The organism is Nocardioides campestrisoli (assembly GCF_013624435.2).
GTDB classification, from domain to species: domain Bacteria; phylum Actinomycetota; class Actinomycetes; order Propionibacteriales; family Nocardioidaceae; genus Nocardioides; species Nocardioides campestrisoli.
In genome coordinates, this window is record NZ_CP061768.1 from 2,485,970 (window position 1) to 2,507,914 (window position 21,945).

General features: G+C 73.5%; 22 protein-coding genes. 15 read left to right on the forward strand and 7 right to left on the reverse strand.

Annotated elements, in window-relative coordinates:
• Nucleotides 1-13 precede the first annotated feature (13 nt).
• The 9 genes from H8838_RS11690 to H8838_RS11730 all read left to right on the forward strand — a co-directional run bounded on the left by H8838_RS11690 (nucleotide 14) and on the right by H8838_RS11730 (nucleotide 9,785).
• On the forward strand, nucleotides 14-595 hold the full coding sequence (locus tag H8838_RS11690; RefSeq protein ID WP_185996302.1) for a nucleotidyltransferase family protein: 582 nt from the start codon (nucleotides 14-16) through the stop codon (nucleotides 593-595).
• Nucleotides 596-624: 29 nt separating this feature from the next.
• Nucleotides 625-1,503, forward strand: a complete 879-nt coding sequence (locus H8838_RS11695; protein ID WP_181311243.1) for an AAA family ATPase — start codon at nucleotides 625-627, stop codon at nucleotides 1,501-1,503.
• A complete protein-coding gene (locus H8838_RS11700; RefSeq protein ID WP_185996303.1) occupies nucleotides 1,500-2,627 on the forward strand; it encodes a vWA domain-containing protein in 1,128 nt (375 codons plus the stop codon). Before H8838_RS11695 ends, H8838_RS11700 begins: the two co-directional genes overlap by 4 nt.
• Entirely contained in the window at nucleotides 2,620-3,846 is a 1,227-nt protein-coding gene (locus tag H8838_RS11705) for an XdhC family protein (protein WP_185996304.1), read from the forward strand. Before H8838_RS11700 ends, H8838_RS11705 begins: the two co-directional genes overlap by 8 nt.
• A 30-nt stretch (nucleotides 3,847-3,876) precedes the next feature.
• Nucleotides 3,877-5,070, forward strand: coding sequence for a sigma-54-dependent transcriptional regulator family protein (locus tag H8838_RS11710; protein ID WP_185996305.1), 1,194 nt, complete (start codon nucleotides 3,877-3,879; stop codon nucleotides 5,068-5,070).
• Between the two features lie 92 nt (nucleotides 5,071-5,162).
• Nucleotides 5,163-5,630 carry a (2Fe-2S)-binding protein gene (locus H8838_RS11715; RefSeq protein ID WP_181311247.1) on the forward strand — a complete coding sequence of 156 codons (468 nt, stop codon included), beginning with the start codon at nucleotides 5,163-5,165 and terminating at the stop codon, nucleotides 5,628-5,630.
• Entirely contained in the window at nucleotides 5,627-8,113 is a 2,487-nt protein-coding gene (locus tag H8838_RS11720) for a xanthine dehydrogenase family protein molybdopterin-binding subunit (protein WP_185996306.1), read from the forward strand. The genes H8838_RS11715 and H8838_RS11720 overlap by 4 nt, the downstream gene beginning before the upstream one ends.
• Nucleotides 8,110-8,982: an FAD binding domain-containing protein gene (locus H8838_RS11725; RefSeq protein ID WP_185996307.1), complete on the forward strand. Its 873-nt coding sequence runs from the start codon at nucleotides 8,110-8,112 to the stop codon at nucleotides 8,980-8,982. Before H8838_RS11720 ends, H8838_RS11725 begins: the two co-directional genes overlap by 4 nt.
• Before the next feature lie 2 nt (nucleotides 8,983-8,984).
• The gene (locus H8838_RS11730) at nucleotides 8,985-9,785 is read left to right on the forward strand and encodes an SRPBCC family protein (protein ID WP_185996308.1); all 801 of its coding nucleotides are present in this window, start codon (nucleotides 8,985-8,987) and stop codon (nucleotides 9,783-9,785) included.
• Nucleotides 9,786-9,837: 52 nt separating this feature from the next.
• Here the strand turns inward: H8838_RS11730 and H8838_RS11735 are convergent, their stop codons facing one another.
• Nucleotides 9,838-10,206, reverse strand: coding sequence for a hypothetical protein (locus H8838_RS11735; protein ID WP_224766095.1), 369 nt, complete (start codon nucleotides 10,204-10,206; stop codon nucleotides 9,838-9,840).
• Between the two features lie 130 nt (nucleotides 10,207-10,336).
• Between H8838_RS11735 and lpdA the strand changes: the two genes are divergently transcribed.
• Both lpdA and sucB read left to right on the forward strand, forming a co-directional pair.
• A complete protein-coding gene (gene lpdA, locus H8838_RS11740; protein ID WP_224766096.1) occupies nucleotides 10,337-11,716 on the forward strand; it encodes a dihydrolipoyl dehydrogenase in 1,380 nt (459 codons plus the stop codon).
• A gap of 31 nt (nucleotides 11,717-11,747) precedes the next feature.
• Nucleotides 11,748-13,589, forward strand: coding sequence for a 2-oxoglutarate dehydrogenase, E2 component, dihydrolipoamide succinyltransferase (gene sucB / locus H8838_RS11745; protein WP_181311252.1), 1,842 nt, complete (start codon nucleotides 11,748-11,750; stop codon nucleotides 13,587-13,589).
• Nucleotides 13,590-13,608: 19 nt separating this feature from the next.
• On the opposite strand, the gene H8838_RS11750 is transcribed toward sucB, so the two are convergent.
• Complete coding sequence (locus H8838_RS11750) at nucleotides 13,609-14,646, reverse strand: SGNH hydrolase domain-containing protein (protein ID WP_181311253.1); 1,038 nt, start codon at nucleotides 14,644-14,646, stop codon at nucleotides 13,609-13,611.
• 57 nt (nucleotides 14,647-14,703) lie between these two features.
• Between H8838_RS11750 and H8838_RS11755 the strand changes: the two genes are divergently transcribed.
• Complete coding sequence (locus tag H8838_RS11755; protein ID WP_185996310.1) at nucleotides 14,704-15,600, forward strand: TIGR01777 family oxidoreductase; 897 nt, start codon at nucleotides 14,704-14,706, stop codon at nucleotides 15,598-15,600.
• 43 nt (nucleotides 15,601-15,643) lie between these two features.
• On the opposite strand, the gene H8838_RS11760 is transcribed toward H8838_RS11755, so the two are convergent.
• On the reverse strand, nucleotides 15,644-16,183 hold the full coding sequence (locus H8838_RS11760; protein WP_185996311.1) for a hypothetical protein: 540 nt from the start codon (nucleotides 16,181-16,183) through the stop codon (nucleotides 15,644-15,646).
• 113 nt (nucleotides 16,184-16,296) lie between these two features.
• On the opposite strand from H8838_RS11760, the gene lipB reads away from it, so the two are divergent.
• The 3 genes from lipB (at nucleotide 16,297) to H8838_RS11775 (ending at nucleotide 18,808) form a co-directional block, all read left to right on the forward strand.
• Nucleotides 16,297-17,025: a lipoyl(octanoyl) transferase LipB gene (gene lipB / locus H8838_RS11765; RefSeq protein ID WP_181311256.1), complete on the forward strand. Its 729-nt coding sequence runs from the start codon at nucleotides 16,297-16,299 to the stop codon at nucleotides 17,023-17,025.
• 68 nt (nucleotides 17,026-17,093) lie between these two features.
• Nucleotides 17,094-18,041, forward strand: a complete 948-nt coding sequence (gene lipA, locus H8838_RS11770) for a lipoyl synthase (RefSeq protein WP_181311257.1) — start codon at nucleotides 17,094-17,096, stop codon at nucleotides 18,039-18,041.
• A 59-nt stretch (nucleotides 18,042-18,100) separates the two neighbouring features.
• Entirely contained in the window at nucleotides 18,101-18,808 is a 708-nt protein-coding gene (locus H8838_RS11775; RefSeq protein ID WP_185996312.1) for a DUF4191 domain-containing protein, read from the forward strand.
• Nucleotides 18,809-18,858: 50 nt separating this feature from the next.
• On the opposite strand, the gene H8838_RS11780 is transcribed toward H8838_RS11775, so the two are convergent.
• From H8838_RS11780 to H8838_RS11795, 4 genes are read right to left on the reverse strand one after another with little or no spacing between them, the layout of a single operon-like run.
• A complete protein-coding gene (locus H8838_RS11780; protein WP_185996313.1) occupies nucleotides 18,859-19,680 on the reverse strand; it encodes an LppX_LprAFG lipoprotein in 822 nt (273 codons plus the stop codon).
• Between the two features lie 58 nt (nucleotides 19,681-19,738).
• A complete protein-coding gene (locus H8838_RS11785) occupies nucleotides 19,739-20,593 on the reverse strand; it encodes an LppX_LprAFG lipoprotein (protein ID WP_181311260.1) in 855 nt (284 codons plus the stop codon).
• 41 nt (nucleotides 20,594-20,634) lie between these two features.
• On the reverse strand, nucleotides 20,635-21,429 hold the full coding sequence (locus H8838_RS11790) for an LppX_LprAFG lipoprotein (RefSeq protein WP_185996314.1): 795 nt from the start codon (nucleotides 21,427-21,429) through the stop codon (nucleotides 20,635-20,637).
• A gap of 36 nt (nucleotides 21,430-21,465) precedes the next feature.
• Nucleotides 21,466-21,867 carry an RDD family protein gene (locus H8838_RS11795; RefSeq protein ID WP_181311262.1) on the reverse strand — a complete coding sequence of 134 codons (402 nt, stop codon included), beginning with the start codon at nucleotides 21,865-21,867 and terminating at the stop codon, nucleotides 21,466-21,468.
• Nucleotides 21,868-21,945 lie beyond the last annotated feature (78 nt).

Consider the following 21,945-nt stretch of genomic DNA (forward strand, 5'->3'; position numbering starts at 1 on the left):
ACGCCGGGTCGACGTGCGGGTCGCCGGGCTCGTCCTGGCCGCCGGGGCGGGACGTCGCTACGGCGGCCCCAAGGCACTGGCCCGGGACCCGGACGGCACGGCCTGGCTGGTTCGCGCGGTCGACGTCCTGAGGGCGGCGGGGTGCGACCCGGTGCTGGTGGTGCTCGGCGCGGAGGCGGAGCGGGCCGCCGCCCTGCTGGCCGGTCGTGACGACGTCACGACGGTGGTCGCTCCCGCGTGGGAGCAGGGCATGGGCGCCTCGCTGCGCACCGGTCTGGACGCTCTCGCCGACGGGTCCGAGGACCCGGTCGGCGTCCTGGTGCACCTGGTCGACCTGCCCGACGTGACCTCTGCGGTGGTGGCCCGGGTGCTCTCCCGGGCGAGCGGGCCCGGGGACCTGGCCCGCGCCTCGTACGACGGCCGTCCCGGACACCCGGTGCTGCTGGGCCGCGACCACTGGCACCAGGTGGCCTCCTCGGCGCACGGCGACCAGGGCGCCCGCGAGCACCTGGCGACGCACGCACACACGCTGGTCGAGTGCGGCGACCTGGCGGGGGGTCACGACGTGGACGTGCCCCGGCCGGACCAACCCTGAACCAACGACGCGCCGCCTAGGCTTCGAGGATGGAGCCGGTCCGAGAGCTCGAGAGCGCGCTGCGCCGCACCGGCTACGTCTGCGACGAGTCGCTGGCGGTCGTGGTGCACCTCGCCCGGGTGATGCACCGCCCGCTGCTGCTCGAGGGCGAGCCGGGCACCGGGAAGACGGCGCTCGCGGAGGCCGTCGCCGAGGCCCTCGAGCTCCCGCTGATCCGCCTGCAGTGCTACGAGGGCATCGACGCCACCCAGGCGCTCTACGACTGGGACTTCCCCCGCCAGGTGCTGCACCTGCGGGCCCTGGAGGCGGCCGGCGCGACCGGCGGCCCGGCTGACCCGGAGGAGGCGGAGAAGGGGCTGTACGACGAGCGGTTCCTGCTCGCCCGCCCGGTGCTGCGTGCCCTCCAGCAGAGTCCCGCGGTGCTCCTGGTCGACGAGGTCGACCGCGCCGACGACGAGTTCGAGGCGTTCCTGCTCGAGGTCCTGTCCACCTACCAGGTCACCGTGCCCGAGCTGGGCACGGTCCGCGCGGCCACCCCGCCCCTGGTCGTGCTCACCTCCAACCGGACCCGCGAGCTGCACGACGCCCTGAAGCGGCGCTGCCTCTACCACTGGATCGACCACCCGACGCTGGAGCGCGAGGTGGAGATCGTCCGCTCCCGCGCCCCGGAGGTCTCCGCGACCCTGGCCGGCCAGGTGGTCGCCCTGGTGCAGACGCTGCGCGACGACGCCGACCTGCTCAAGCCGCCCGGCGTGGCCGAGACGCTGGACTGGGCGCGGGCGCTGCACCACCTCGGCGCCGAGGAGCTCGACCTGGCGCTGGCCGCCAGCACGCTCGGCGCCCTGGTCAAGCACCGCGAGGACGGCGAGCGGGTCCGCGCGGCCCTGGCCCGGAGCGAGTCCCCATGAGCCCCCTCGCGGCGGCCCGGCACGAGGCCGACGAGCTCCTGCTCGGCCTGGTCGAGGCCCTGCGGGCAGCCGGACTGACGGTGCCGACCGACCGCTCCCAGGCCTTCCTCGCCGCCGTGGCGACCCTCGGCGCGCAGGACCCCGACCGGACCCGGGCGGCCGGCCGGGCGACGGTGTGCGCCGGCCCCGCCGACCTCGCCCTCTTCGACCTGGTCTTCGACGCCTGGTTCGCGCGCCCGGCCCGCCCGGGGCTGCCGTCGCCGCCCGCCCTCGCCCCGTCGCGGGTCGCCTCGGTGGATGCGGTGCCGGCGGACGGGAACGACGGCGACCCGGCTGCCGACCCCGAGCTGCACGCCGTCGCCGCGACCGGCAGCGAGGTGCTCAGGCACCGGGACGTGGCGTTGCTGGACTCGGCTCAGCGACGCCGGCTGGCGGCCCTCTTCGAGGCGCTCGACCCGGCTGCGCCGCTGCGCCGCGGCGCACGTCGCCGGCCGGCCCGACGGGGCCGGATCGACGTCTCCCGGACGGCGCGGGCCTCCATGCGCCAGGGCGGCGAGCCGGCGCGGCTGCTGCACCACCGCCCGCGGCCGCGCCGCCGCCGGGTGGTGCTGCTGGTCGACGTGAGCGGCTCGATGACCCCGTACGCCGACGCGCTGCTGCGGCTGGCGCACCGGTTCGTGCTGCGTGCCGGCACGGACGTGGAGGTCTTCACCTTCGGCACCCGGCTCACCCGGGTCACCCGGGCCCTGCGGGTGCGCGAGCCCGAGCAGGCGCTGGCCCGTGTCGGGCTCGCGGTGCCCGACTGGTCGGGGGGCACCCGGCTGGGCGAGTCACTTCAGGGCTTCCTGGACCGGTGGGGTCGGCCGGGCCTGGCCCGCGGGGCGGTCGTGGTGGTCTTCAGCGACGGCTGGGAGCGGGGCGACCCCGCGCTGCTCGGCGAGCAGGCCGCGCGGCTCGGTCGGCTGGCCCACCGGACGGTGTGGGTCAACCCGCACCGCGGCAAGCCCGGCTACCGTCCGGTGCAGGGCGGGGTGGTGGCGGTCCTCCCGCACATCGACGACTTCCTGGCAGGGCACACGATGGCGACCTACGACGAGCTGGTGGAGGTGGTCCGAGGTGCGTGAGGTGCTCGACGAGCTGCTGGAGTGGTGGGAGTCCGGCGCCACTGTCGGGGTGGGCACCGTGGTGGCGACCTTCCGCTCGGCCCCGCGTCCGCCCGGTGCCACGATGCTCGTGGGTCCCGACGAGTCGGTGGTGGGCTCGGTCTCGGGCGGGTGCGTGGAGGGCGCGGTCTACGAGCTGGCCCGCGAGGTGGTCGACTCCGGCGCCCCCGTGCTCAAGCGCTACGGCGTCTCCGACGACGACGCGTTCGCGGTCGGGCTGACCTGCGGCGGCGTGCTGGACGTCTACGTCGAGCGGGTCGACCGGGAGTCCTTCCCCGAGCTCGGTGAGATCGCCGCCGACGTACGGGCCGGGCGACCGGTGGCGATCGCGACCGTGGTCTCCCATCCGGACCCGGCGCGGATCGGTCGCCGGCTGCTGGTCCGGCCGCATGACGACACGTCCGGTCCGACCGCGCGCGCGGGGGTGGCGCGGTCGGACCGGATCTCGGGATCACTGGGCGTCTCGGGATCACTGGGCTCGGAGCGCGTCGACGACGCGGTGCGAGACGACGCCCTGGGGCTGCTCGCCGCCGGGCACAGTGCCGTCCTCACCTACGGGCCCGACGGGGAGCGACGGGGCGAGGGGCAGCAGGTCTTCGTCCAGGCGCTCGCCCCGCCGCCCCGGATGCTGGTCTTCGGCGCCATCGACTTCGCCGCCGCGGTGGCGCGGGTCGGGTCGTTCCTCGGCTACCGGGTGACCGTCTGCGACGCGCGGCCCCTGTTCGCGACGCCGGCCCGGTTCCCCGGAGCCGACGAGGTGGTCGTGGACTGGCCGCACCGCTACCTGGAGGCGGAGCAGGCGGCAGGCCGGGTCGACGAGCGGACGGTGCTCTGCGTGCTCACCCACGACCCGAAGTTCGACGTCCCGCTGCTCGAGGTGGCGCTGCGGCTGCCCGCGGTCGCCTACGTCGGCGCCATGGGGTCCCGCCGTACGCACGAGGACCGGCTGGCGCGGCTGCGCGAGGCCGGGCTGCACGAGCACGAGATCGCCGCGCTGCGCAGCCCGATCGGCCTGGACCTGGGCGCCCGGACGCCGGAGGAGACAGCGGTCAGCATCGCCGCCGAGATCGTCGCCGCCCGGTGGGGCGGGACCGGCGGGCCGCTCAGCTCGCTGCCGGGACGGATCCACGGCGCCCCGGACGCCGCGACCGTCACGGACCCCGCACCTGCAGGGATGTGACGCGGCTCACAGCGGTGCTAGCGTGCCTGCATGTCCGGCTCCTCCCTGGTGGAGCGCCGCCAGACGGCACTCCAGGCCTGGTCCGCCTTCGTCGCGAGCGGTGGCACCAGGACACCCGGCGTGCGCCCGGAGATCCGCGGCAGCTGGAGCCGGTCCGTCGGCGTGCCCACCGACCTGCTGGCCGCCCCGCTCGCCGACGAGCAGGAGACCCGTGACCTGTGGCGCAGCTCGGCGCTCAGGGTCGCGGTCAGCCGCGTCGAGCGCGACCTGCGCCGCACCGCGGAGGACGGGGACCTCGTGCTCGCGGTCGCCGACCCGAGCGCCCGGATCCTGTGGACGCACGGCGGTCGGGTGATGCGGAGCCGCGCGGAGGGCATCCACTTCGTGCCGGGCGGGCGGTGGGACGAGCAGAGCGTCGGGACCAACGCCCTGGCGCTGGCCACCCACCGGACCACCCCGGCGATGGTCTTCGGCGCCGAGCACTACGCCCCGATCGTGCACGGCTGGGTCTGCTGGGCCGCGCCGATCCGCGAGCCGGGGACCGGACGCATCCTCGGGGTGGTCGACCTCTCCACCACCTGGGACCGGACCCACCCGATCGGGCTGGCCACGGCCGGCCTGCTGGCCCGGCTGGTGGAGGACGCCCTGCCCCGCACCCGGGCCACGGGACTGGGCCTGCGACTCCTCGGCACGGCCGAGGCGCGGCTCGACGGGGGGCTGCTGCCCCTCCCCCGCCGGCAGAGCGAGATCCTCGCCCTGTTGGCCCTGCACCCCGAGGGGCTCTCGCTGGGACGGCTGCACACCCTCCTGTACGGCGACCAGCCCGTCACCTCCTCCACCCTCAAGGCCGAGGTCTCGCACCTGCGCGCAGCAGTGCAGGGCCAGCTGGCCTCCCGGCCCTACCGGCTCTCGCTGCCGGTACACACCGACGTCGACGACGTCCTGGCGGCACTGCGGGCCGGCGACGTCCGGGCCGCCGTCTCGGCGTACGGCGGCGACCTGATGCCCGGCACGGACGCACCCGGCCTGGTGGAGACCGGGACCTACCTGGCGGTCTCCCTGCGCGAGGCCCTGCTCCGCCGCCCCGACCCCGAGGCGGTGCTGGGCTACAGCGACCTGGTCCCGCACGACACCGCGGTGCTCGAGGCCTGCCTGGACGCCCCCGGGACGGGGGACCACCCCGCCGCCCCGCTGCTGCGGGCGCGGCTGATCACCGGCCACTGAGCCGCCCTGCTCCGGCCGATGCCCGGCCAACCCTTCGCCAACCCTTCGTCCTTAGCGTGACCTGCGTCACAGCCGCTCACCCAGGAGGCGCCATGGCCCGGATCACCCTGACCGTCGACGGCGAGAAGGTCACCGACGACGTGGAACCCCGCACCCTGCTGGTGCACTACCTGCGCGAGCAGCTCGGCCGCACCGGCACCGTCATCGGCTGCGACACCAGCAACTGCGGGGCCTGCACCGTGCACCTGGACGGGCGCAGCGTGAAGTCCTGCAACGTGCTCGCCGTCCAGGCCGACGGTCACGAGGTCACCACCATCGAGGGCCTGGCCGACGGCGACCGGCTGCACCCGGTCCAGGAGGCGTTCCGGGAGTGCCACGGCCTCCAGTGCGGGTTCTGCACCCCCGGGATGATCATGCAGAGCGTCGACCTGCTGGCCGAGAACCCCGCCCCGACCGAGGAGGAGGTGCGGCTGGGGCTGGAGGGCAACCTGTGCCGCTGCACCGGCTACCACAACATCGTCCGCGCGGTCCTGCACGCCGCCTCCGGAGGTGCCCGATGACGGTCACCGAGCAGCGCACCGCGGACGACTCCGGGGGCACCACGTCCGAGGTCGGCCGCGCCCGTCGCCGCAAGGAGGACGCCCGCCTGATCACCGGCCGCACCCGGTGGACCGACAACCTCGTCGTCCCCGGGATGCTCCACCTGGCGATGGTCCGCAGCCCGTTCGCCCACGCCCGGATCAACAGCATCGACACCACCGAGGCGGCCGCCTCGCCGCGCGTGGTCGCGGTGCTCACCGGAGCCGATCTGGCCGAGACCCAGGGGGTGCTGATCAACGCCTGGCCGATCACCCCGGAGCAGAACGCACCCACCCACACCCCCGTCGCCATCGAGCGCGTCGCCTTCGCCGGCGAGGTCGTCGCGGTCGTCGTCGCCCGCAGCGCCGCCGCCGCCCGGGACGCCGCCGAGCTGGTCGACGTCGACTACGAGGTGCTGCCCGCCGCCCTGGACCTCAAGGAGGCGGCCGACGACGTCGTGCTGGCCCACCCGGAGCTGGGCACGAACCTGTCGGCGCGCTGGGTCTTCGACTCCGCCGAGGCGGGCACCGGCCAGGACGTCGAGCGGGCCATCGAGGAGGCCCGCGCCGACGGCATCCTGATCGAGCGCGAGTACCGCCAGCAGCGGCTGATCCCCGCCTTCATGGAGCCCCGCAGCGTGCTGTGCGACCCGACCGGCGACCAGCTGGTGCTCTGGACCGCCACGCAGGTCCCGCACATCGTCCGGTACGCCCTGGCGGCGACCACCGGGATGCCGGAGTCCAAGATCAGGGTCGTCGCCCCCGACGTGGGCGGCGGCTTCGGCGGCAAGCTCCAGACCACTCCCGAGGAGTGGATCTCCGTGGCGGTCGCACGCCGGCTGGGCCGCCCGGTCAAGTACACCGAGACCCGCTCGGAGTCGCTGGTCGCGGGCCACCACGGACGCGACCAGTGGCAGAACCTCACTCTGGCGGCGACCCGCGACGGACGCGTCACCGGGCTGGTGGTGGAGCTGCTCGCCGACCTGGGCTCGCACGTCTCGCTGGTGGGCGGCGGGGTGCCCGTGCTCGGGGCGTTCATGTTCAACGGGATCTACAAGTTCCCCGCCTACCACTTCACCGTCCAGACGGTCCTGACCAACAAGACGTGGACCGACGCCTACCGGGGCGCCGGCCGGCCGGAGGCCACGTTCGCGATCGAGCGCCTGATGGACGAGCTCGCCGCGGAGGTCGGGGTGGACCCGCTGGAGATCCGGGAGCGGAACTGGATCACCCACGAGGAGTTCCCGTTCAGCACCGTCTGCGGCCTGGAGTACGACTCCGGGAACTACGAGGCGGCGACCGCGCGGGCCAAGGAGATGTTCGGCTACGACGAGCTGCGCGCCGAGCAGGCCCGCCGGCGCGAGGCCGGCGACCGGGTGCAGCTCGGGATCGGCGTCTCCACCTTCACCGAGATGTGCGGCCTGGCGCCGAGCCGGGTGCTCGGCTCGCTCGACTACGGCGCCGGCGGGTGGGAGCACGCCAGCGTCCGGATGCTGCCCACCGGCACCGTGGAGGTGGTGGTCGGGGTGAGCCCCCACGGCCAGGGCCACGAGACCGCCTTCAGCCAGATCGTGGCCGACCGGCTCGGCGTGCCGTTCGAGGACATCGAGGTGCTGCACGGGGACACGCAGGTGGCGCCGCGCGGCCTGGACACCTACGGCTCGCGCTCGCTGGTGGTGGGCGGCGAGGCGGTGGTCCGTGCCGCCGACAAGGTGGTCGAGAAGGCCCGGACGCTGGCCGCGCACCTGCTCGAGGCCGGCACGGACGACCTGGAGTTCGCCCGCGGGCGCTTCACCGTCCGCGGCACCGACCAGGGCATCGACCTGACCGAGATCTCCTCGGCCGTCTTCGCCGCGCACGACATGCCCGAGGGGATGGAGCCCTCCCTGGACTCCGACGCGGCGTTCGACCCGGAGAACTTCTCGTTCCCGCACGGCACCCACCTGTGCGCGATGGAGGTCGACACCGAGACCGGTGCCGTGTCGATGCGCAAGTACGTCGCCTGCGACGACGTGGGCACCATCGTCAACCCGCTGATCGTGGAGGGCCAGGTGCACGGCGGTCTGGTCCAGGGCATCTCCCAGGCACTGTGGGAGGAGGCGGTGCACGACGACTCCGGGACCCTGGTCTCCGGCTCGTTCGTGGACTACCTCCTGCCGACGGCGGCGGACACGATCAGCTTCGAGACCGACCACACCACCTCCCCCGCGACCTCCAACTCGCTGGGGACCAAGGGCGTCGGCGAGGCCGGCACGATCGCCTCGACCCCCGCGGTGGTCAACGCCGTGGTGGACGCGCTGCGACACCTGGGCGTCCAGGACGTGCGCATGCCGTGCACCCCCGAGCGGGTCTGGCGGGCGATCCGGGACGCCGCGGGCGGGACGGCAGCCAGCGAGCCGGCGGCGATGCCGCACTTCGATCCGGACGAACCCGGTCGCAGCAGCACCGAAGGAGCAGGCTCATGATCCCCGCCGCGTTCGACTACCTGTCCCCCAGCACCGTCCAGGAGGCGTTGTCGGCCCTTTCCGAGCACGGGGACGAGGCCAAGCTGATCGCCGGCGGCCAGTCGCTCCTGCCCGTGCTCAGGATGCGGCTCAACGCCCCCGGGGTGGTGATCGACCTGGGCGGCATCGACTCGCTGCGCGGCATCTCCGAGGAGGGGGACGACCTGGTGATCGGGGCGATGACCACCCACCACGAGGTGCGCACCAGCGACCTGGTCCGCCGGCACGCCACGGTGCTGGCCAAGGCGACCGACGAGGTCGCCGACGCCCAGATCCGGCACCGCGGCACCCTGGGTGGGGCACTGGCACACGCCGACCCCGCCGGCGACCAGGGCGGCGCCGTGCTCTCGCTCGGCGCCCGGCTCACCGTCGCCGGGCCCGGGGGCGAGCGGACGGTCCCGGCCGACGAGTTCTTCCTCGGCCTCTTCGAGACCGCGGTCGGCGAGGACGAGATCCTCACCAGCATCCGCATCCCGAAGCACACCGGCTGGGGGGCGCACTACGCGAAGTTCGTGCGGATCGCGCACCAGTGGCCGATCGTCGCGGTAGCCGCCTCGGTCCGCCTGGAGGACGGAGCCATCGCGGAAGCACGGGTCGGTCTCACCAACATGGGGTCGACCTACCTGCGGGCGGGCGCGGTGGAGCAGGCCCTGGTGGGCCGTCGGCCCACGGAGGAGGAGCTGAGCGACGTCGCCACGCTCGCGGTGGAGGGCACGGACCCGCCCAGCGACCTCAACGGCGACGCCGACTACCGCCGCCACCTCGCGGGGGTGCTCACCCGCCGCGCGGTGCTGGCCGCCGCGGCCGCTCCCGAGCCGGGTGCGGAGTGAGCATGGAGCTGACCCACACCTTCTCGCTTCCCCTCCCGGTGGAGACCGCGTGGGCGGAGTTCCAGGACATCGGGGCCCTGGCCGAGTGCTTCCCCGGCGCCACCGTGACCCGTGCCGACCTGGAGGGCTTCGAGGGCTCGGTCAAGGTGAAGCTCGGTCCGATCGCCCTCGTCTACAACGGCGCGGGCACCTTCGTGGAGCGCGACGGCGCGGCGTACCGCATGGTGATCGAGGCCCGGGGCAAGGACCGGCGCGGCAACGGGACCGCCGCCGCCCAGGTCGTCCTCACGATGGGTCCGGAAGGGATCGAGGGCTCGAACGAGACGACCGAGGTGGCGGTGAGGACCGACCTCTCGATCACCGGCAAGCCCGCCCAGTTCGGCCGAGGGCTGATGCAGGACGTCTCCGACCGACTGCTGGGCCAGTTCGTCGCCTGCCTCGAGGAGCGCCACGCCGCGACCTCGGGTGCCCCGGCGCCGGCCGTGGAGGTGGACGTCGAGGTGGTCGAGGTGGCCACCGGGGTGGACGGGATGGTCGAGATGGTCGGCGTCGCCGTCGGGGAGGTGGCTCCGACCGAAGCTGCCCCGGCCGAAGCTACGCCGGCCGAGGTGGACCCGGCCGAGGTGGACCCGGGACCCGGGGCCGACCAGCCCGAGGGGCGAGCGTCGTTTCCGGGGAGCGCGGACGCGATCGACCTGGGGGGCGCCGTTCTGCCGGCGCTGGCGCGGCGTCCGGGCACGTGGCTGGCGGCGGGTGTGCTGCTGCTCCTCGTCGTCGCGTGGGGGATGCGAAGACGTCACTGACCCGGGCGGGACCGGATGTGGTCCCGGTGTCGCCCGGTCAGGTGCTGCGTGGTCAGGCCTGGCCGCCAGCCTTGCGCCGCCGGTTGTAGTCCCGCATCCGCTGCGGGATGCCCACCACGGCCGCGTCGTAGGAAGGGATCCGGTGGTGGTTGCAGAACGAGTGGGCCCACTGGACCGACGGCACACGCCGGCGCGTCCACTCGCCGTCGTGGGCGACCAGGAGCAGGGTCACGTCGCTCACGGCCGTCCGCGGCTCGACGAACCCCTCCACCCCGCGCCGGGCCGCGACCCAGGCGTTGAGGTGGTCGGTGTCGGCCCCGCTGGCGGCCCGCACGGTGGTGGAGCCGGTCCGCGAGGCGTCCCGCGCAGGTCGGCGCATGCGCGTGGAGCCGCCACGCCGGAATCGGTCGAACAGTCCCATGGACACAGTGTGACGGTCGGTGCCAGCCGAGGCGGTGCTGGACACCACGGAGAAGGGTGCAAAGATGGTCGATGACGCGCGTGGCCCTGGTCACGCACTCCGAAGACTCGTGCGGGAGGGAACCGACAGCGTGGCCGCGGCCGATTACGACGTACTCATCCTCGGGGCCGGATCGGGCGGCTACGCCTGCGCGCTCCGGGCGGCCCAGCTCGGGCTCACCGTCGGTCTGGTCGAGAAGGCCAAGCTCGGCGGCACCTGCCTGCACGTCGGGTGCATCCCGACCAAGGCGCTGCTGCACGCGGCCGAGGTCGCCGACTCCGCGCGCTCGGCCGAGCAGTTCGGCGTCCGCGCGAGCCTCGACGGGATCGACATGACCGGCGTGCACGCCTACAAGGACGGCGTCGTGAAGCGGCTGTTCTCCGGGCTCACCGGCCTGGTCAAGGGGCGCGGCATCACCGTGATCCAGGGCGAGGGCCGGCTCACGGCCCCGCACGAGGTCACCGTGGACGGCCGCGCCTACACGGGCCGGTCCGTCGTGCTCGCCACGGGCTCCTACCCGCGGAGCCTGCCCGGCCTGGAGCTGGACGGGAAGCGGGTCCTCTCCTCCGAGCACGCGCTCGAGCTGGACCGTGTCCCCTCCTCGGTCGTCGTGCTGGGCGGCGGCGTGATCGGCTGCGAGTTCGCCAGCGTGTGGCGCAGCTTCGGCGCCGAGGTGACCATCGTCGAGGCGCTGCCGCGACTGGTCGCGGCCGAGGACCCGGCGTCCTCCCAGGCTCTCGAGCGCGCCTTCCGCTCGCGCGGCATCACCGTGCGCACCGGCACCCGGTTCGAGGACGTGAAGCACACCGACACCGGGGTCGCGGTCTCGGTCGAGGGCGGCGACCTCCTCGAGGCCGAGCTGATGCTGGTGGCGGTGGGCCGCGGCCCGGTCACCGACGGCCTCGGCTACCAGGAGCAGGGACTGGCGATGGACCGCGGCTTCGTCCTCACCGACGACCGGTGCCGCACCAACCTCGACGGGGTCTTCGCGGTGGGCGACATCGTCCCAGGCCTCCAGCTGGCGCACCGCGGGTTCGCCCAGGGCATCCTCGTGGCCGAGGAGATCGCCGGTCTCTCCCCCGCACCGATCGACGAGAGCGGCATCCCCCGGGTGACCTACAGCCACCCGGAGGTCGCCTCCGTGGGGCTGGACGAGGCCGCCGCGCGGGAGCGGTACGGCGACGACGCCGTCACCACCGTGACCTACGACCTCGGCGGCAACGGCAAGAGCCAGATCCTGCGGACCAAGGGGTTCGTCAAGCTGGTCTCCGTGGTCGACGGCCCCGTGGTGGGCATCCACCTGGTCGGCGACCGCGTCGGCGAGCTGATCGGCGAGGCCCAGCTGATCTACGGCTGGGAGGGGCACGCCGAGGACGTGAGCCCTCTCGTGCACGCCCACCCCACCCAGAACGAAGCGCTCGGCGAGGCCCATCTGGTCCTGGCCGGCAAGCCCCTGCACGCACACTCTTGAACCACCCCACCCACGAGACGACAGGAATCCCATGGCCTCCGAAGTCACCCTCCCCGCACTCGGCGAATCCGTCACCGAAGGCACCGTCACCCGCTGGCTGAAGCAGGTCGGTGACCAGGTGGCCGTCGACGAGCCGCTGCTGGAGGTCTCCACCGACAAGGTCGACACCGAGATCCCCTCGCCCGTCGCCGGCACCCTGCTGGAGATCCGGGCCAACGAGGACGACACCGTCGAGGTCGGCGCCGTGCTGGCGGTCCTCGGCGAGGAGGGTGAGTCGGCCGGCGACGCGTCCGAGAGCGCCGAGCCCGAGGCCCAGCCCCAGGCGGAGCAGCAGGAGCAGGAGGCCCCGGCCGAGCAGGAGCAGGAGCAGGAGCAGGCTCCCGCCCAGGAGGAGGCACCGGCCGCCCAGGAGCAGCCCGCCGCGCAGGAGTCCTCGCAGGGCTCCGGCTCCGAGGGCGGCTCCTCCACCCCCGTGACCCTGCCCGCGCTGGGCGAGTCCGTCACCGAGGGCACCGTCACCCGCTGGCTGAAGCAGGTGGGCGACGAGGTCGCGGTCGACGAGCCGCTGCTGGAGGTCTCCACCGACAAGGTCGACACCGAGATCCCCTCCCCCGTCGCCGGCACCCTGCTGGAGCAGAAGGTCGCCGAGGACGAGACCGTCGAGGTGGGCGCCGAGCTCGCGCTGATCGGCTCGGGGTCGCCCTCGCAGGGCGCCCAGGAGGAGCAGCCCGCTCCCCAGCAGGAGGAGGCCCCGCAGCAGCAGGAGCAGGAGGCCCCTGTTCAGGAGCAGGCCCCGCAGGAGCAGGCTCCCGCCCAGGAGCAGGCCCCGGCCGCGCAGGAGCAGCCCGCCCCCGAGCAGCCGGCTGCGGAGCAGGCACCCGCGCCCCAGGACGAGCCCGCCCCGGAGACCAAGCCCACGCAGGAGGCCGCCCCGGCCCGCGGTGACGACCAGAGCACCTACGTCACCCCGCTGGTGCGCAAGATGGCCGCCGAGCACGGTGTGGACCTGTCCACCGTGACCGGCACCGGCGTCGGCGGGCGTATCCGCAAGCAGGACGTGCTCGACGCCGCGGCCGCCAAGTCGGCTCCGGCCCCCGAGGCCCCGGCGCCCGCGGCCCCGGCCGCCGCCGCCTCGACCTCGTCGGCCCCGCAGCCCTCGCCGCTGCGCGGCCGCACGGAGCCGATGTCCCGGCTGCGCAAGGTCATCGCCTCGCGGATGGTCGAGTCGCTGCAGACCAGCGCCCAGCTGACCACGGTGGTCGAGGTCGACGTCACGGCCGTGGCGCGGCAGCGGGACGCGGTGAAGGCGGACTTCCTGGCGCGTGAGGGCGTGAAGCTCTCGTTCATGCCCTTCTTCGCCAAGGCCGCGATCGACGCGCTCAAGGCGCACCCGATGGTCAACGCGACCATCGACACCGAGAAGGGCGAGGTCACCTACTTCGACCGGGAGAACCTCGCGATCGCGGTCGACACCGACAAGGGTCTGCTGACCCCGGTGATCAAGGACGCCGGCGACCTCTCGATCGCCGGGCTCGCCCGGAAGATCGCGGACGTCGCCGAGCGCACCCGGAGCAACAAGATCACGCCCGACGAGCTCTCCGGCGGCACCTTCACGCTCACCAACACCGGCAGCCGGGGTGCCCTGTTCGACACCCCGATCATCAACCAGCCGCAGGTGGCGATCCTGGGCACCGGCGCCGTGGTCAAGCGCCCGGTGGTGATCGACGACGCCAACCTCGGCGAGACGATCGCGGTGCGGCAGATGGCCTTCCTCGCCCTGACCTACGACCACCGCCTGGTCGACGGCGCGGACGCGGCCCGGTTCCTCACCGAGGTGAAGACCCGGCTGGAGGCCGGCGGCTTCGACGTCTGAGGTGTGACGGGGGAGGTCGTCAGTCCATGAGACCGACGGCCTCCCCCAGCACGTCCGTCAGGTAGTCCACGTAGAGCCGTCCGGCGGTGAAGCCGTCGCGGTACACCACCCGCTCGGCGACGATCGCCGGGCAGACCCGGTCGGTGCAGAACCACGGCACGGGGTCGACGTACGAAGCCCCCTGCTTGCGGGCGGTCTTCGCCAGCCTGGCGTTGTGGCCCTCCAGCACGGCCTCCTTGCGGGGCGCGGCACAGGCGCCCAGGGCGCCGGGGTTCGCCGTCAGGCAGGCCTGGGCGTCGTGCCCTGGGTACGGCGTGTCCCCCAGGACCACGGTGCGCGGACCGCGCTCGGCCGCAGCCTCCAGGCTCGCGCCCAGCCCCTCCTGGTAGGCGCGGTCCTGGGCGGGGACGCTGCGCCATCCCTGCCCCTGCGCGGGCACGCCCACCGGTTGCGGCCTCCCGTCGACGACCAGAGCGAGCCCACGGGGGGACCCGGCGAGCAGGACCACGTCGTCCTCGGAGTCGGGCAGCATCTCGGCGGTGCGTTCGTTGAACTCCACGCACTCCTCGTACGGCCGCTCCTCGGCCTCCAGCCAGGGCGTGACCCCCAGCAGCGGCGGGCAGCCGTACTTGGTGCGCACCAGCACCCGCCATCCCTGCTCCCGCCCCGCCCGCTCCAGGGCGGCGATCCACTGAGCGGCGTGCGCGTCGCCCCACAGGACCACCTCCCGGTCCGCCTCGGGGTCCCCCAGCACGCACGGCGTCTCCCGCTCGACCGCCAGATAGCTGAGCACGCACGACTGCTGCACGTCGGTCAGCGAGTTTCCCTGGGCCACGAACGGCACGGCGGGGAGGAACTCCTCCGGCAGCTCACTCAGCCGTGCACCGCGCTTCACCTCGTCCGCGACCGTCTCGGGATCGGGTGCCGCCGGAGCGACCGACACCGTCGGCGCCGCGGGTTCCTGCGCCGGGCCCGAGTCGCCTGAGTCGTCGGTGCAGCCCGCCAGGCAGAGGAGGATCAGGGCGGTCAGCAGGGCGACCGGGGCACGCAGAGGCATGGCCGGACCCTAGAGGAGAGCGAGACGGGTCAACCAGTCTCCTGAGACCCTGGGCACATGCGCATCCTCGTCGCCGGGTCCTCCGGGTTCCTCGGCTCCCACCTGGTCGAGCACCTGCGAGGCCAGGGCCACCAGGTGACCCGTCTGGTGCGGCGAGAGCCCGGCCGCTCCGAGGTCCGGTGGGACCCCTACGGCGACGGTCTCCCGGCCGGCGCCCTGGAGGGTGTCGAGGCGGTGGTCAACCTCGCGGGCGCGCCGACCATGGGCAACCCGCACTCGCGCCGCTGGGCCCGCGAGCTCCGGGAGAGCCGGGTGGTGACCACCCGGGTGCTGGCCGAGGCGGTCGCGAAGCAGGAGAGTCCGCCGGCCTTCCTGGCGGGCAACGGGATCTCGGTCTACGGCGACCACGGCGAGGAGCCGGTCGACGAGCGGAGCGACTCCCGGGGAGAGGCCCTGCTGACCAGGGTCAGCCGCGAGTGGGAGGAGGCGACCGCGCCGGCCACCCAGGCGGGCGCCCGGGTCTGCGTGCTCCGTACGGCGCCGGTGCTGGACCACCGGGCCGCTCCCCTGAGCCAGCTGCGCACCCTGTTCCGGCTCGGCCTGGGCGCGCGCCTGGGGCGCGGGGACCAGCGGTTCCCGGTGATCTCGCTGCGTGACTGGGTGGGTGCGGTGGCCTTCCTGACCGGCTCCCACGACCTGTCCGGCCCGTTCAACCTGTGCTGCCCGCAGACCCCGACCAACGCCGAGTTCACCCAGGCCCTGGCCCGCGCCGTCGGGCGCCCGGCGTTCCTCGTGGCTCCTGGGCCGGTGCTGCGCTGCGCCGCCGGCCCCATGGCGCCCGAGATCCTGGGGTCGGTCCACGCCCGTCCCGCCGCGCTCGAGCATGCCGGCTACGACTTCTCCGACCTCGACGTCGACGACGTGCTGGCCGCCGCCCTGCGTGCGGCCGGCTGAACCGCACCCGGCCCGCCCAGCCCCCGGACCCCGAACCCCCGCGTCACGGCGGTGCCGCACGCTCCCGAGCGCCGGCGCCGCCCGGTAGGTCGAACACCTCGTGCACCAGCCACTCCCCCGTCTCCTGCCGCCAGGTGATCTCGCGTCGGCTCGGCGCGTCGGCAGGCAGCTCGCGGCGCAGTCCCTCGCCGACCACCTCGGCGGCGCTCACCCGGTCGGTGACCTCCAGCACGAGCAGGTCGGCCTCCTCCCGCACGGCGCGCACCGAGAGCAGCTGCGTGCGCAGCCCCTCGACCCGCAGGCCACGCTCGCGGTAGCGGTCCAGCATGCGTACGTCGCGCCGTCCGGTGCGTGAGTCCGGGGTGTAGAGCGGCCGCAGGAGGCGCGGCTCCCCCTTCGCCCAGGCCTCGGCTCGGCGCCGGTCCCAGGCCCGCACCAGCTCGACGTGGTCGGGCCCCAGGCCCGCCGCCACCGGGCGGTCGCGCTGCGGGGGTCCGCCGGTGACCGCCCAGACGACCACGGTCGCGGCCAGGCTCGCGATCGCCACGGGGACGCTGGTGGTGGCGGCGCGGCGGAGGGACACGCGTCCACTCTGCCGCCTCCTCCCCGCGACCGTGGCGCTCGTCCACAGGCGGCGGCCGGGATGCGGGCCGGTGACGCCCAGGGCCTCACGGGCCGCTGTCGTAGGGTCGGAGCATGAGCCTCAACCTCCAGGTGGCCGGACTCGGCGACGACGCCGTCGACTACGAGGCTGCGTGGCAGCTGCAGCGCGACGTGCACGCCCGCGTCGCGGACGGCTCGCTGGGCGACCAGGTGCTGGTCCTCGAGCACCCGCCGGTCTTCACCGCCGGCAAGCGCACCGAGCCGCACGAGCGTCCCCTCGACCCGGGCGGAGCCAAGGTCGTCGACGTGGACCGCGGGGGCAAGATCACCTTCCACGGCCCCGGCCAGCTGGTGGGCTACCCGATCGTCCGGCTGCCCGACCACGTCAAGGTGGTCGACTACGTGCGCCGCGTCGAGGAGGCGCTGATCCACACCTGCGCCGACCTCGGGGTGCGCACCGCCCGCGTCCCAGGGCGCAGCGGGGTGTGGCTGAAGGCCGACGCCCGGGGGCCGGAGCGCAAGATCGCGGCCATCGGGATCCGGGTCAGCCGTGGGGTCACCATGCACGGCTTCTCGCTCAACTGCGACGTCGACCTGGACTGGTACGGCCGGTTCGTGCCGTGCGGCATCGCCGACGCCGGAGTCACCTCGCTGAGCCGGGAGCTGGACCGTGACGTGCCTGTCACCGAGGCGCTGCCGGTCGTCGAGCGGCACCTGCGCACCTACCTGGCGTGGACGCCGTACACCCCCACCCCCGACTACGAGCCGCGCCCCGATCCGGCGCGCACCCCCCGGGTCGAGCTGGTCAGGCCCGGCGGGTGACCGGGCGGTCCCGCGCCGGTGACCTGCACTGATTGGGCGGCAACCCGGTCCGGCGTAGAGTCCGTCACGTGACGACGACCAACCCGCAGCCCGAAGGTCGCAAGCTCCTGCGTCTGGAGGTGCGCAACGCCGAGACCCCGATCGAGCGCAAGCCCGCGTGGATCAAGACCAAGGCGAAGATGGGTCCGGAGTACACCGCGCTCCAGGGGCTGGTGAAGTCCGAGGGCCTGCACACGGTCTGCCAGGAGGCGGGCTGCCCCAACATCTTCGAGTGCTGGGAGGACCGCGAGGCCACGTTCCTCATCGGCGGCGACCAGTGCACCCGGCGCTGCGACTTCTGCCAGATCGATACCGGCAAGCCGCAGGCGCTGGACCGGGACGAGCCCCGCCGGGTCGCGGAGTCGGTGCAGAAGATGGAGCTGCGCTACGCCACGATCACCGGCGTCGCCCGCGACGACCTCCCCGACGGCGGCGCCTGGCTCTACGCCGAGACGGTCCGCGCGATCCACGAGCTCAACCCGGACACCGGCGTGGAGAACCTGATCCCCGACTTCAACGGCCGCCCGGAGCTGCTGACCGAGGTCTTCGAGTCCCGTCCCGAGGTGCTGGCGCACAACGTCGAGACGGTCCCCCGGATCTTCAAGCGGATCCGCCCCGCCTTCCGCTACGAGCGTTCGCTCGGCGTGCTCACCGCGGCCCGCGACTTCGGCCTCGTCACCAAGTCCAACCTGATCCTCGGCATGGGCGAGACCCGCGAGGAGATCTCCCAGGCGCTGCAGGACCTCCACGACGCCGGGTGCGAGCTGGTGACCATCACCCAGTACCTGCGCCCGTCGGTGCGCCACCACCCCGTCGAGCGGTGGGTGAAGCCCGAGGAGTTCGTCGAGCTCAAGCAGGAGGCCGACGAGATCGGCTTCTCCGGAGTCCTGTCCGGTCCCCTGGTCCGTTCGTCCTACCGGGCGGGACGGCTGTACCGTCAAGCCATGGACGCGCGCTCGTCCGTGCAGACGGCCTGAGCGCTTCCACCTCCACGACCCAGGCCGGTTCGACCGGCCCCGGCAGCAAAGGCACCACCATGTCCACCCCCGCTCCCGAGAACCTCAGCCGTCGGAAGCAGCTGGTCCGCTCCTACCAGATGGCGAAGAAGTCCGACCCCCGTCTGGGGCTCTGGATCCTGGGCGCCACCCTGCTGGGTGCGGCAGTCGGCTTCCTGGTCATCTGGCTGCTCCCCGGAGACGGCTGGATCTCCACGGTCTTCACCGTGGTGGGTGCGATCCTCACCGGTCTGCTGGGCGGGATGACCGTCTTCGGACGCCGGGCCCAGCGCGCGGCGTACAGCCAGATGGAGGGGCAGCCGGGCGCGGCGGCCGCGGCCCTCGGCATGCTGCGCCGCGGCTGGAAGGTCGACCCGGTCGTCGCGTTCACCAAGCAGCAGGACGTCGTGCACCGGGTCGTCGGCCCGCCCGGCATCGTCCTGGTCGGCGAGGGCAGCAGCCCCGCCCGGATCAAGGCCCTGCTCACCAGCGAGCGGCGCAAGCACGAGCGCGTGGTCGCCGAGACCCGCCTGTTCGAGGTGGTCTGCGGCCGTGAGGAGGGGCAGGTCCCGCTGCCCAAGCTGGTCAAGCACGTCACCAAGCTGGGCCGCAACGTCAAGCCGGCGCAGATGACCGACGTCCTCAACCGGCTCAAGGCCCTGGACGCCAACCGGTCCAACATCCCCCTGCCCAAGGGCCCGATGCCGACCAACATGAAGGGCATGCGCGGCAACCTGCGCGGCCGCTGACCTGAGCCGTGCGGTGCTCCCGCCCGAGCGGGAGCACCGATCAGGCGGGCTCAGTGCTGGCCGAGGCCAGGGCTCGAGGGGAGCTCCGGCATCTCCATCAGCTGGTCCTGCGCGGGCTTCTCGATCGAGACCTCGTCACCCCAGTCGGAGAAGGTCACCGACAGCGAGCCGGTCTCCTGGCCGGCGTCGGTGGAGACCTGCCGGAACAGGCCGCCCTCGTCGAACCAGACCTCGATGTCCAGCTGGCCGGCCTGGCCGGCGCCCTTGCCACCGAGGTGGTCCGCCATCTTCGAGGCGTCCAGCGTGACGGTGTAGCGCGCGGCGTCGCCGCCGTCGACCTCGTCGTCGCCCTCGTAGGTCACCCGGGAGACGGCCCGGCTCACCGCGTCCGCCAGGTCCGTGCGATCCATCGGCAGGTCGCCCAGCTTGTCGCTCAGGCCCCCGGGCAGGGCTCCGGGGTCGATCTTCAGGTACTTCTCCCCGAGCTGGGGGATCGCGACGTAGGCGACACCGTCCACGAGCAGCAGCTCGCTCTCGTCGTCCCCGGCCCCGTCGGTCGTGGTGAGCCGGGCCGAGGGAGACGCGCCCGCGAAGTCCACGTCTCCCTCCACCTCGACGTTCCCGGACTCGTCGGGCGCCACGAGCGATCCCTCGACGTGCGCCGTGGTGGCGGCATCGGCCGCCTCCTCGACGATGTCGGCGAACTCCTCGAGCGGCATCTCGTCGCCGGCCTGGAGACCGGGGTCGGCGGCGAGGCTGGAACCGGCGGGCTGGTCATCGCCGGTGTCGGTTCCGCAGGCCGCCACGGGGGCAAGGGCGAGTGGGAACAGCAGCGCGGCCGCCGTCCGCCGCAGGGTGGTGGGAGGACGCATGGCAGGCCTTTCCGTGCTGGTCGCTCTGTCCTCTCCAGGCTACGTGCGGGGTGGGGGCTCAGCCCTTCGGCGCCGGCGTGATCGACGGCATCTCGGGCATCTCCGGCATCTCGGGGATCTCCGGGAGCTCGGGCATCTTCGGCATTTCCATGACCTGGTCGGCCGGGGGCGCCTCGATGGAGACGTCCTTGCCCCAGTCGGAGAGCTTCATGGTCACCTTGCCGCCCGCCTCGCCCAGGTCGCTCACGAGCTGGCGGTAGAGCCCGTCCTCGTCGAACCAGATCTCGTAGGTGCTCTCCTCAGGAAGCTCGGCGAGCTCGGCCATCTCCGCCATCTCCGGGCCCATCAGCTTCCGGGTGTCCAGCACCAGCGTGTAGCGCGTCATCTCCTCGCCGTCCACGTCCTCGGCGCCCTGGTAGGTGACGGTCTTGACCGCGTCCTTCATCTTGCCCAGCGTGGCGCCCGGGTCGAGGCCGATCCCTCCGCCCGTCAGGGAGTCCAGCCCGGACATGTCCATCTTCAGGTACTTGTCCCCCTGCTCGGGGGCCTTGAGGTAGCTGACCTTGCCGACCTGGATGACCTCGACCTCACCGCCCGCGGTCTCGTCCTGGATGGTCATCCGGGAGGACGGCGGGGTCGTGGAGTAGTCCATGTCTCCCTCCAGGTCCATGCCCGACTGACCCTCCGCCGTGATCGCCACGTGGGCGGTGCTCTCGGCGTCGACGGCCTCCTCGAGGATGTCCACGAAGTCCTCGGCGGGCATCTCCTCCCCCGCCTCCAGGCCAGGGTCCGCGGCTGCGCTGGAGCCGGTCGGCTCGTCGCCGGAGTCGGACCCGCAGGCAGCGAGGGTGGCAAGGGCGAACGGGAGGACGAGCGCTGCGGCAGCTCGCCGGAGCCGGAGGGGGCGACGCATGGGACAGGGCCTTTCGCTGGAGGGACGGTTCCAGCCCGACCCTACGGGGCCGGGATCGAGTCGGTGATCTGATCGGCCGGAGGCTTCTCGATCCGGACCTCCTTGCCCCAGTCGGACATGGTCATCGTCGTGGTGCCGACGCCCTCGCCCATGTCCACCTCGAGGCGACGCTGGAGACCCTCCTGGTCGAACCAGATGTCGTAGGTGAGCTCGTCGGGAAGGTCCGGCAAGGGCAGCGAGCTGTCTGCGAGCATCTCGCCCAGCATCTCCTCGGTCCCCACCGTGGCCGTGTAGTGCTCCAGGTCCTCGCCGTCGACCTCGTCCGGGCCCACGTAGACCACGGAGGTGAGGGCGGCGCGCAGCATGTCGGTGGACGTGGCGGGGTCGAACGCCCCGAGCCCACCGAGGCCCTCCTGCAAGCCGCTGAGATCCGTCTCGAGCCACTTGCCATCCGTCTCAGGGAGCAACGTGTAGCTGAACCCGTCGACCTGGATCGACTCCACCTCTCCCCCCATGGACTCGTCCGTGAGGGTCATCCGTGAGGACGGCGGCATGGTCGAGTAGTCGATGTCGCCCTCGGACTCGTAGCTCAGCGCGGACCCGTCGACCTCCATGGTGACGTGCGCACTCGTGGCCGCCTCGGCGGCCGCGGCGATGAGGTCGACGAACTCCTCGGTCGAGACGTCCTCACCGGGCTCCACGCCCCCCACGACGGCAGTGCCGCCACCCTGGGGCTCGTCGTCGCCCGGCTCGGACCCGCACGCGGCGAGTGCGCTCAGCACGAGCGGGACGGCGGCCGCTGCTGCGGCCCTCCTGAGGAACAGGGAGTGGCGCATGGGTGACCTTCCGGTGGGCGCTGTGGCCCTCGGACCCTACTGACGCGGAGCGCGCAAGGAGTCCAGTCTCACCGCGGCCGAGCTCACGGCGATGTCGTGCAGCCCTCGGCCGTCAGGGCGGAAGACCAGCGGCGGGACCACCAGGAGCACCAGGAGCTGGCGCAGGAAGGCCTGCAGCAGCCCCAGCGGGCGCGGAGCCTCGCCGGGCGCGCCGATCCTGACCACCCGCAGGCGGGTGGCGAGCTGGCCGAAGGAGCCGCCGGCCACCGCGGTGAGCACCGCCGACTCGACCAGGAAGAGCCCGGTCGTCATGAAGCCGGCGTACGGGTTGTCGAGCCAGCCGCCGATGCCGAGGAAGAGCCACACCACGGCCTGGCAGGCCAGCCAGTCGATCAGCAGAGCCAGCAGACGCTGTCCCCAGGACGCGGTGTCGATCACGCGTCGAGGATATCGAGCGCGTTCAGGGTCCCACCGTGGGGGGATCTGTTACGTGCCTGAAACAATCGGGATACGGTC

Bases quoted from the DNA above. Each gene is read 5' to 3' on its own strand.
- H8838_RS11695 (WP_181311243.1), top strand. From the start codon at position 625: ATGGAGCCGGTCCGAGAGCTCGAGAGCGCGCTGCGCCGCACCGGCTAC.
- H8838_RS11700 (WP_185996303.1), top strand. From the start codon at position 1,500: ATGAGCCCCCTCGCGGCGGCCCGGCACGAGGCCGACGAGCTCCTGCTC.
- H8838_RS11710 (WP_185996305.1), top strand. From the start codon at position 3,877: ATGTCCGGCTCCTCCCTGGTGGAGCGCCGCCAGACGGCACTCCAGGCC.
- H8838_RS11715 (WP_181311247.1), top strand. From the start codon at position 5,163: ATGGCCCGGATCACCCTGACCGTCGACGGCGAGAAGGTCACCGACGAC.
- H8838_RS11720 (WP_185996306.1), top strand. From the start codon at position 5,627: ATGACGGTCACCGAGCAGCGCACCGCGGACGACTCCGGGGGCACCACG.
- H8838_RS11725 (WP_185996307.1), top strand. From the start codon at position 8,110: ATGATCCCCGCCGCGTTCGACTACCTGTCCCCCAGCACCGTCCAGGAG.
- H8838_RS11730 (WP_185996308.1), top strand. From the start codon at position 8,985: ATGGAGCTGACCCACACCTTCTCGCTTCCCCTCCCGGTGGAGACCGCG.
- H8838_RS11735 (WP_224766095.1), bottom strand. From the start codon at position 10,206: ATGGGACTGTTCGACCGATTCCGGCGTGGCGGCTCCACGCGCATGCGC.
- sucB (WP_181311252.1), top strand. From the start codon at position 11,748: ATGGCCTCCGAAGTCACCCTCCCCGCACTCGGCGAATCCGTCACCGAA.
- H8838_RS11750 (WP_181311253.1), bottom strand. From the start codon at position 14,646: ATGCCTCTGCGTGCCCCGGTCGCCCTGCTGACCGCCCTGATCCTCCTC.
- H8838_RS11755 (WP_185996310.1), top strand. From the start codon at position 14,704: ATGCGCATCCTCGTCGCCGGGTCCTCCGGGTTCCTCGGCTCCCACCTG.
- lipB (WP_181311256.1), top strand. From the start codon at position 16,297: ATGAGCCTCAACCTCCAGGTGGCCGGACTCGGCGACGACGCCGTCGAC.
- H8838_RS11775 (WP_185996312.1), top strand. From the start codon at position 18,101: ATGTCCACCCCCGCTCCCGAGAACCTCAGCCGTCGGAAGCAGCTGGTC.
- H8838_RS11780 (WP_185996313.1), bottom strand. From the start codon at position 19,680: ATGCGTCCTCCCACCACCCTGCGGCGGACGGCGGCCGCGCTGCTGTTC.
- H8838_RS11785 (WP_181311260.1), bottom strand. From the start codon at position 20,593: ATGCGTCGCCCCCTCCGGCTCCGGCGAGCTGCCGCAGCGCTCGTCCTC.
- H8838_RS11790 (WP_185996314.1), bottom strand. From the start codon at position 21,429: ATGCGCCACTCCCTGTTCCTCAGGAGGGCCGCAGCAGCGGCCGCCGTC.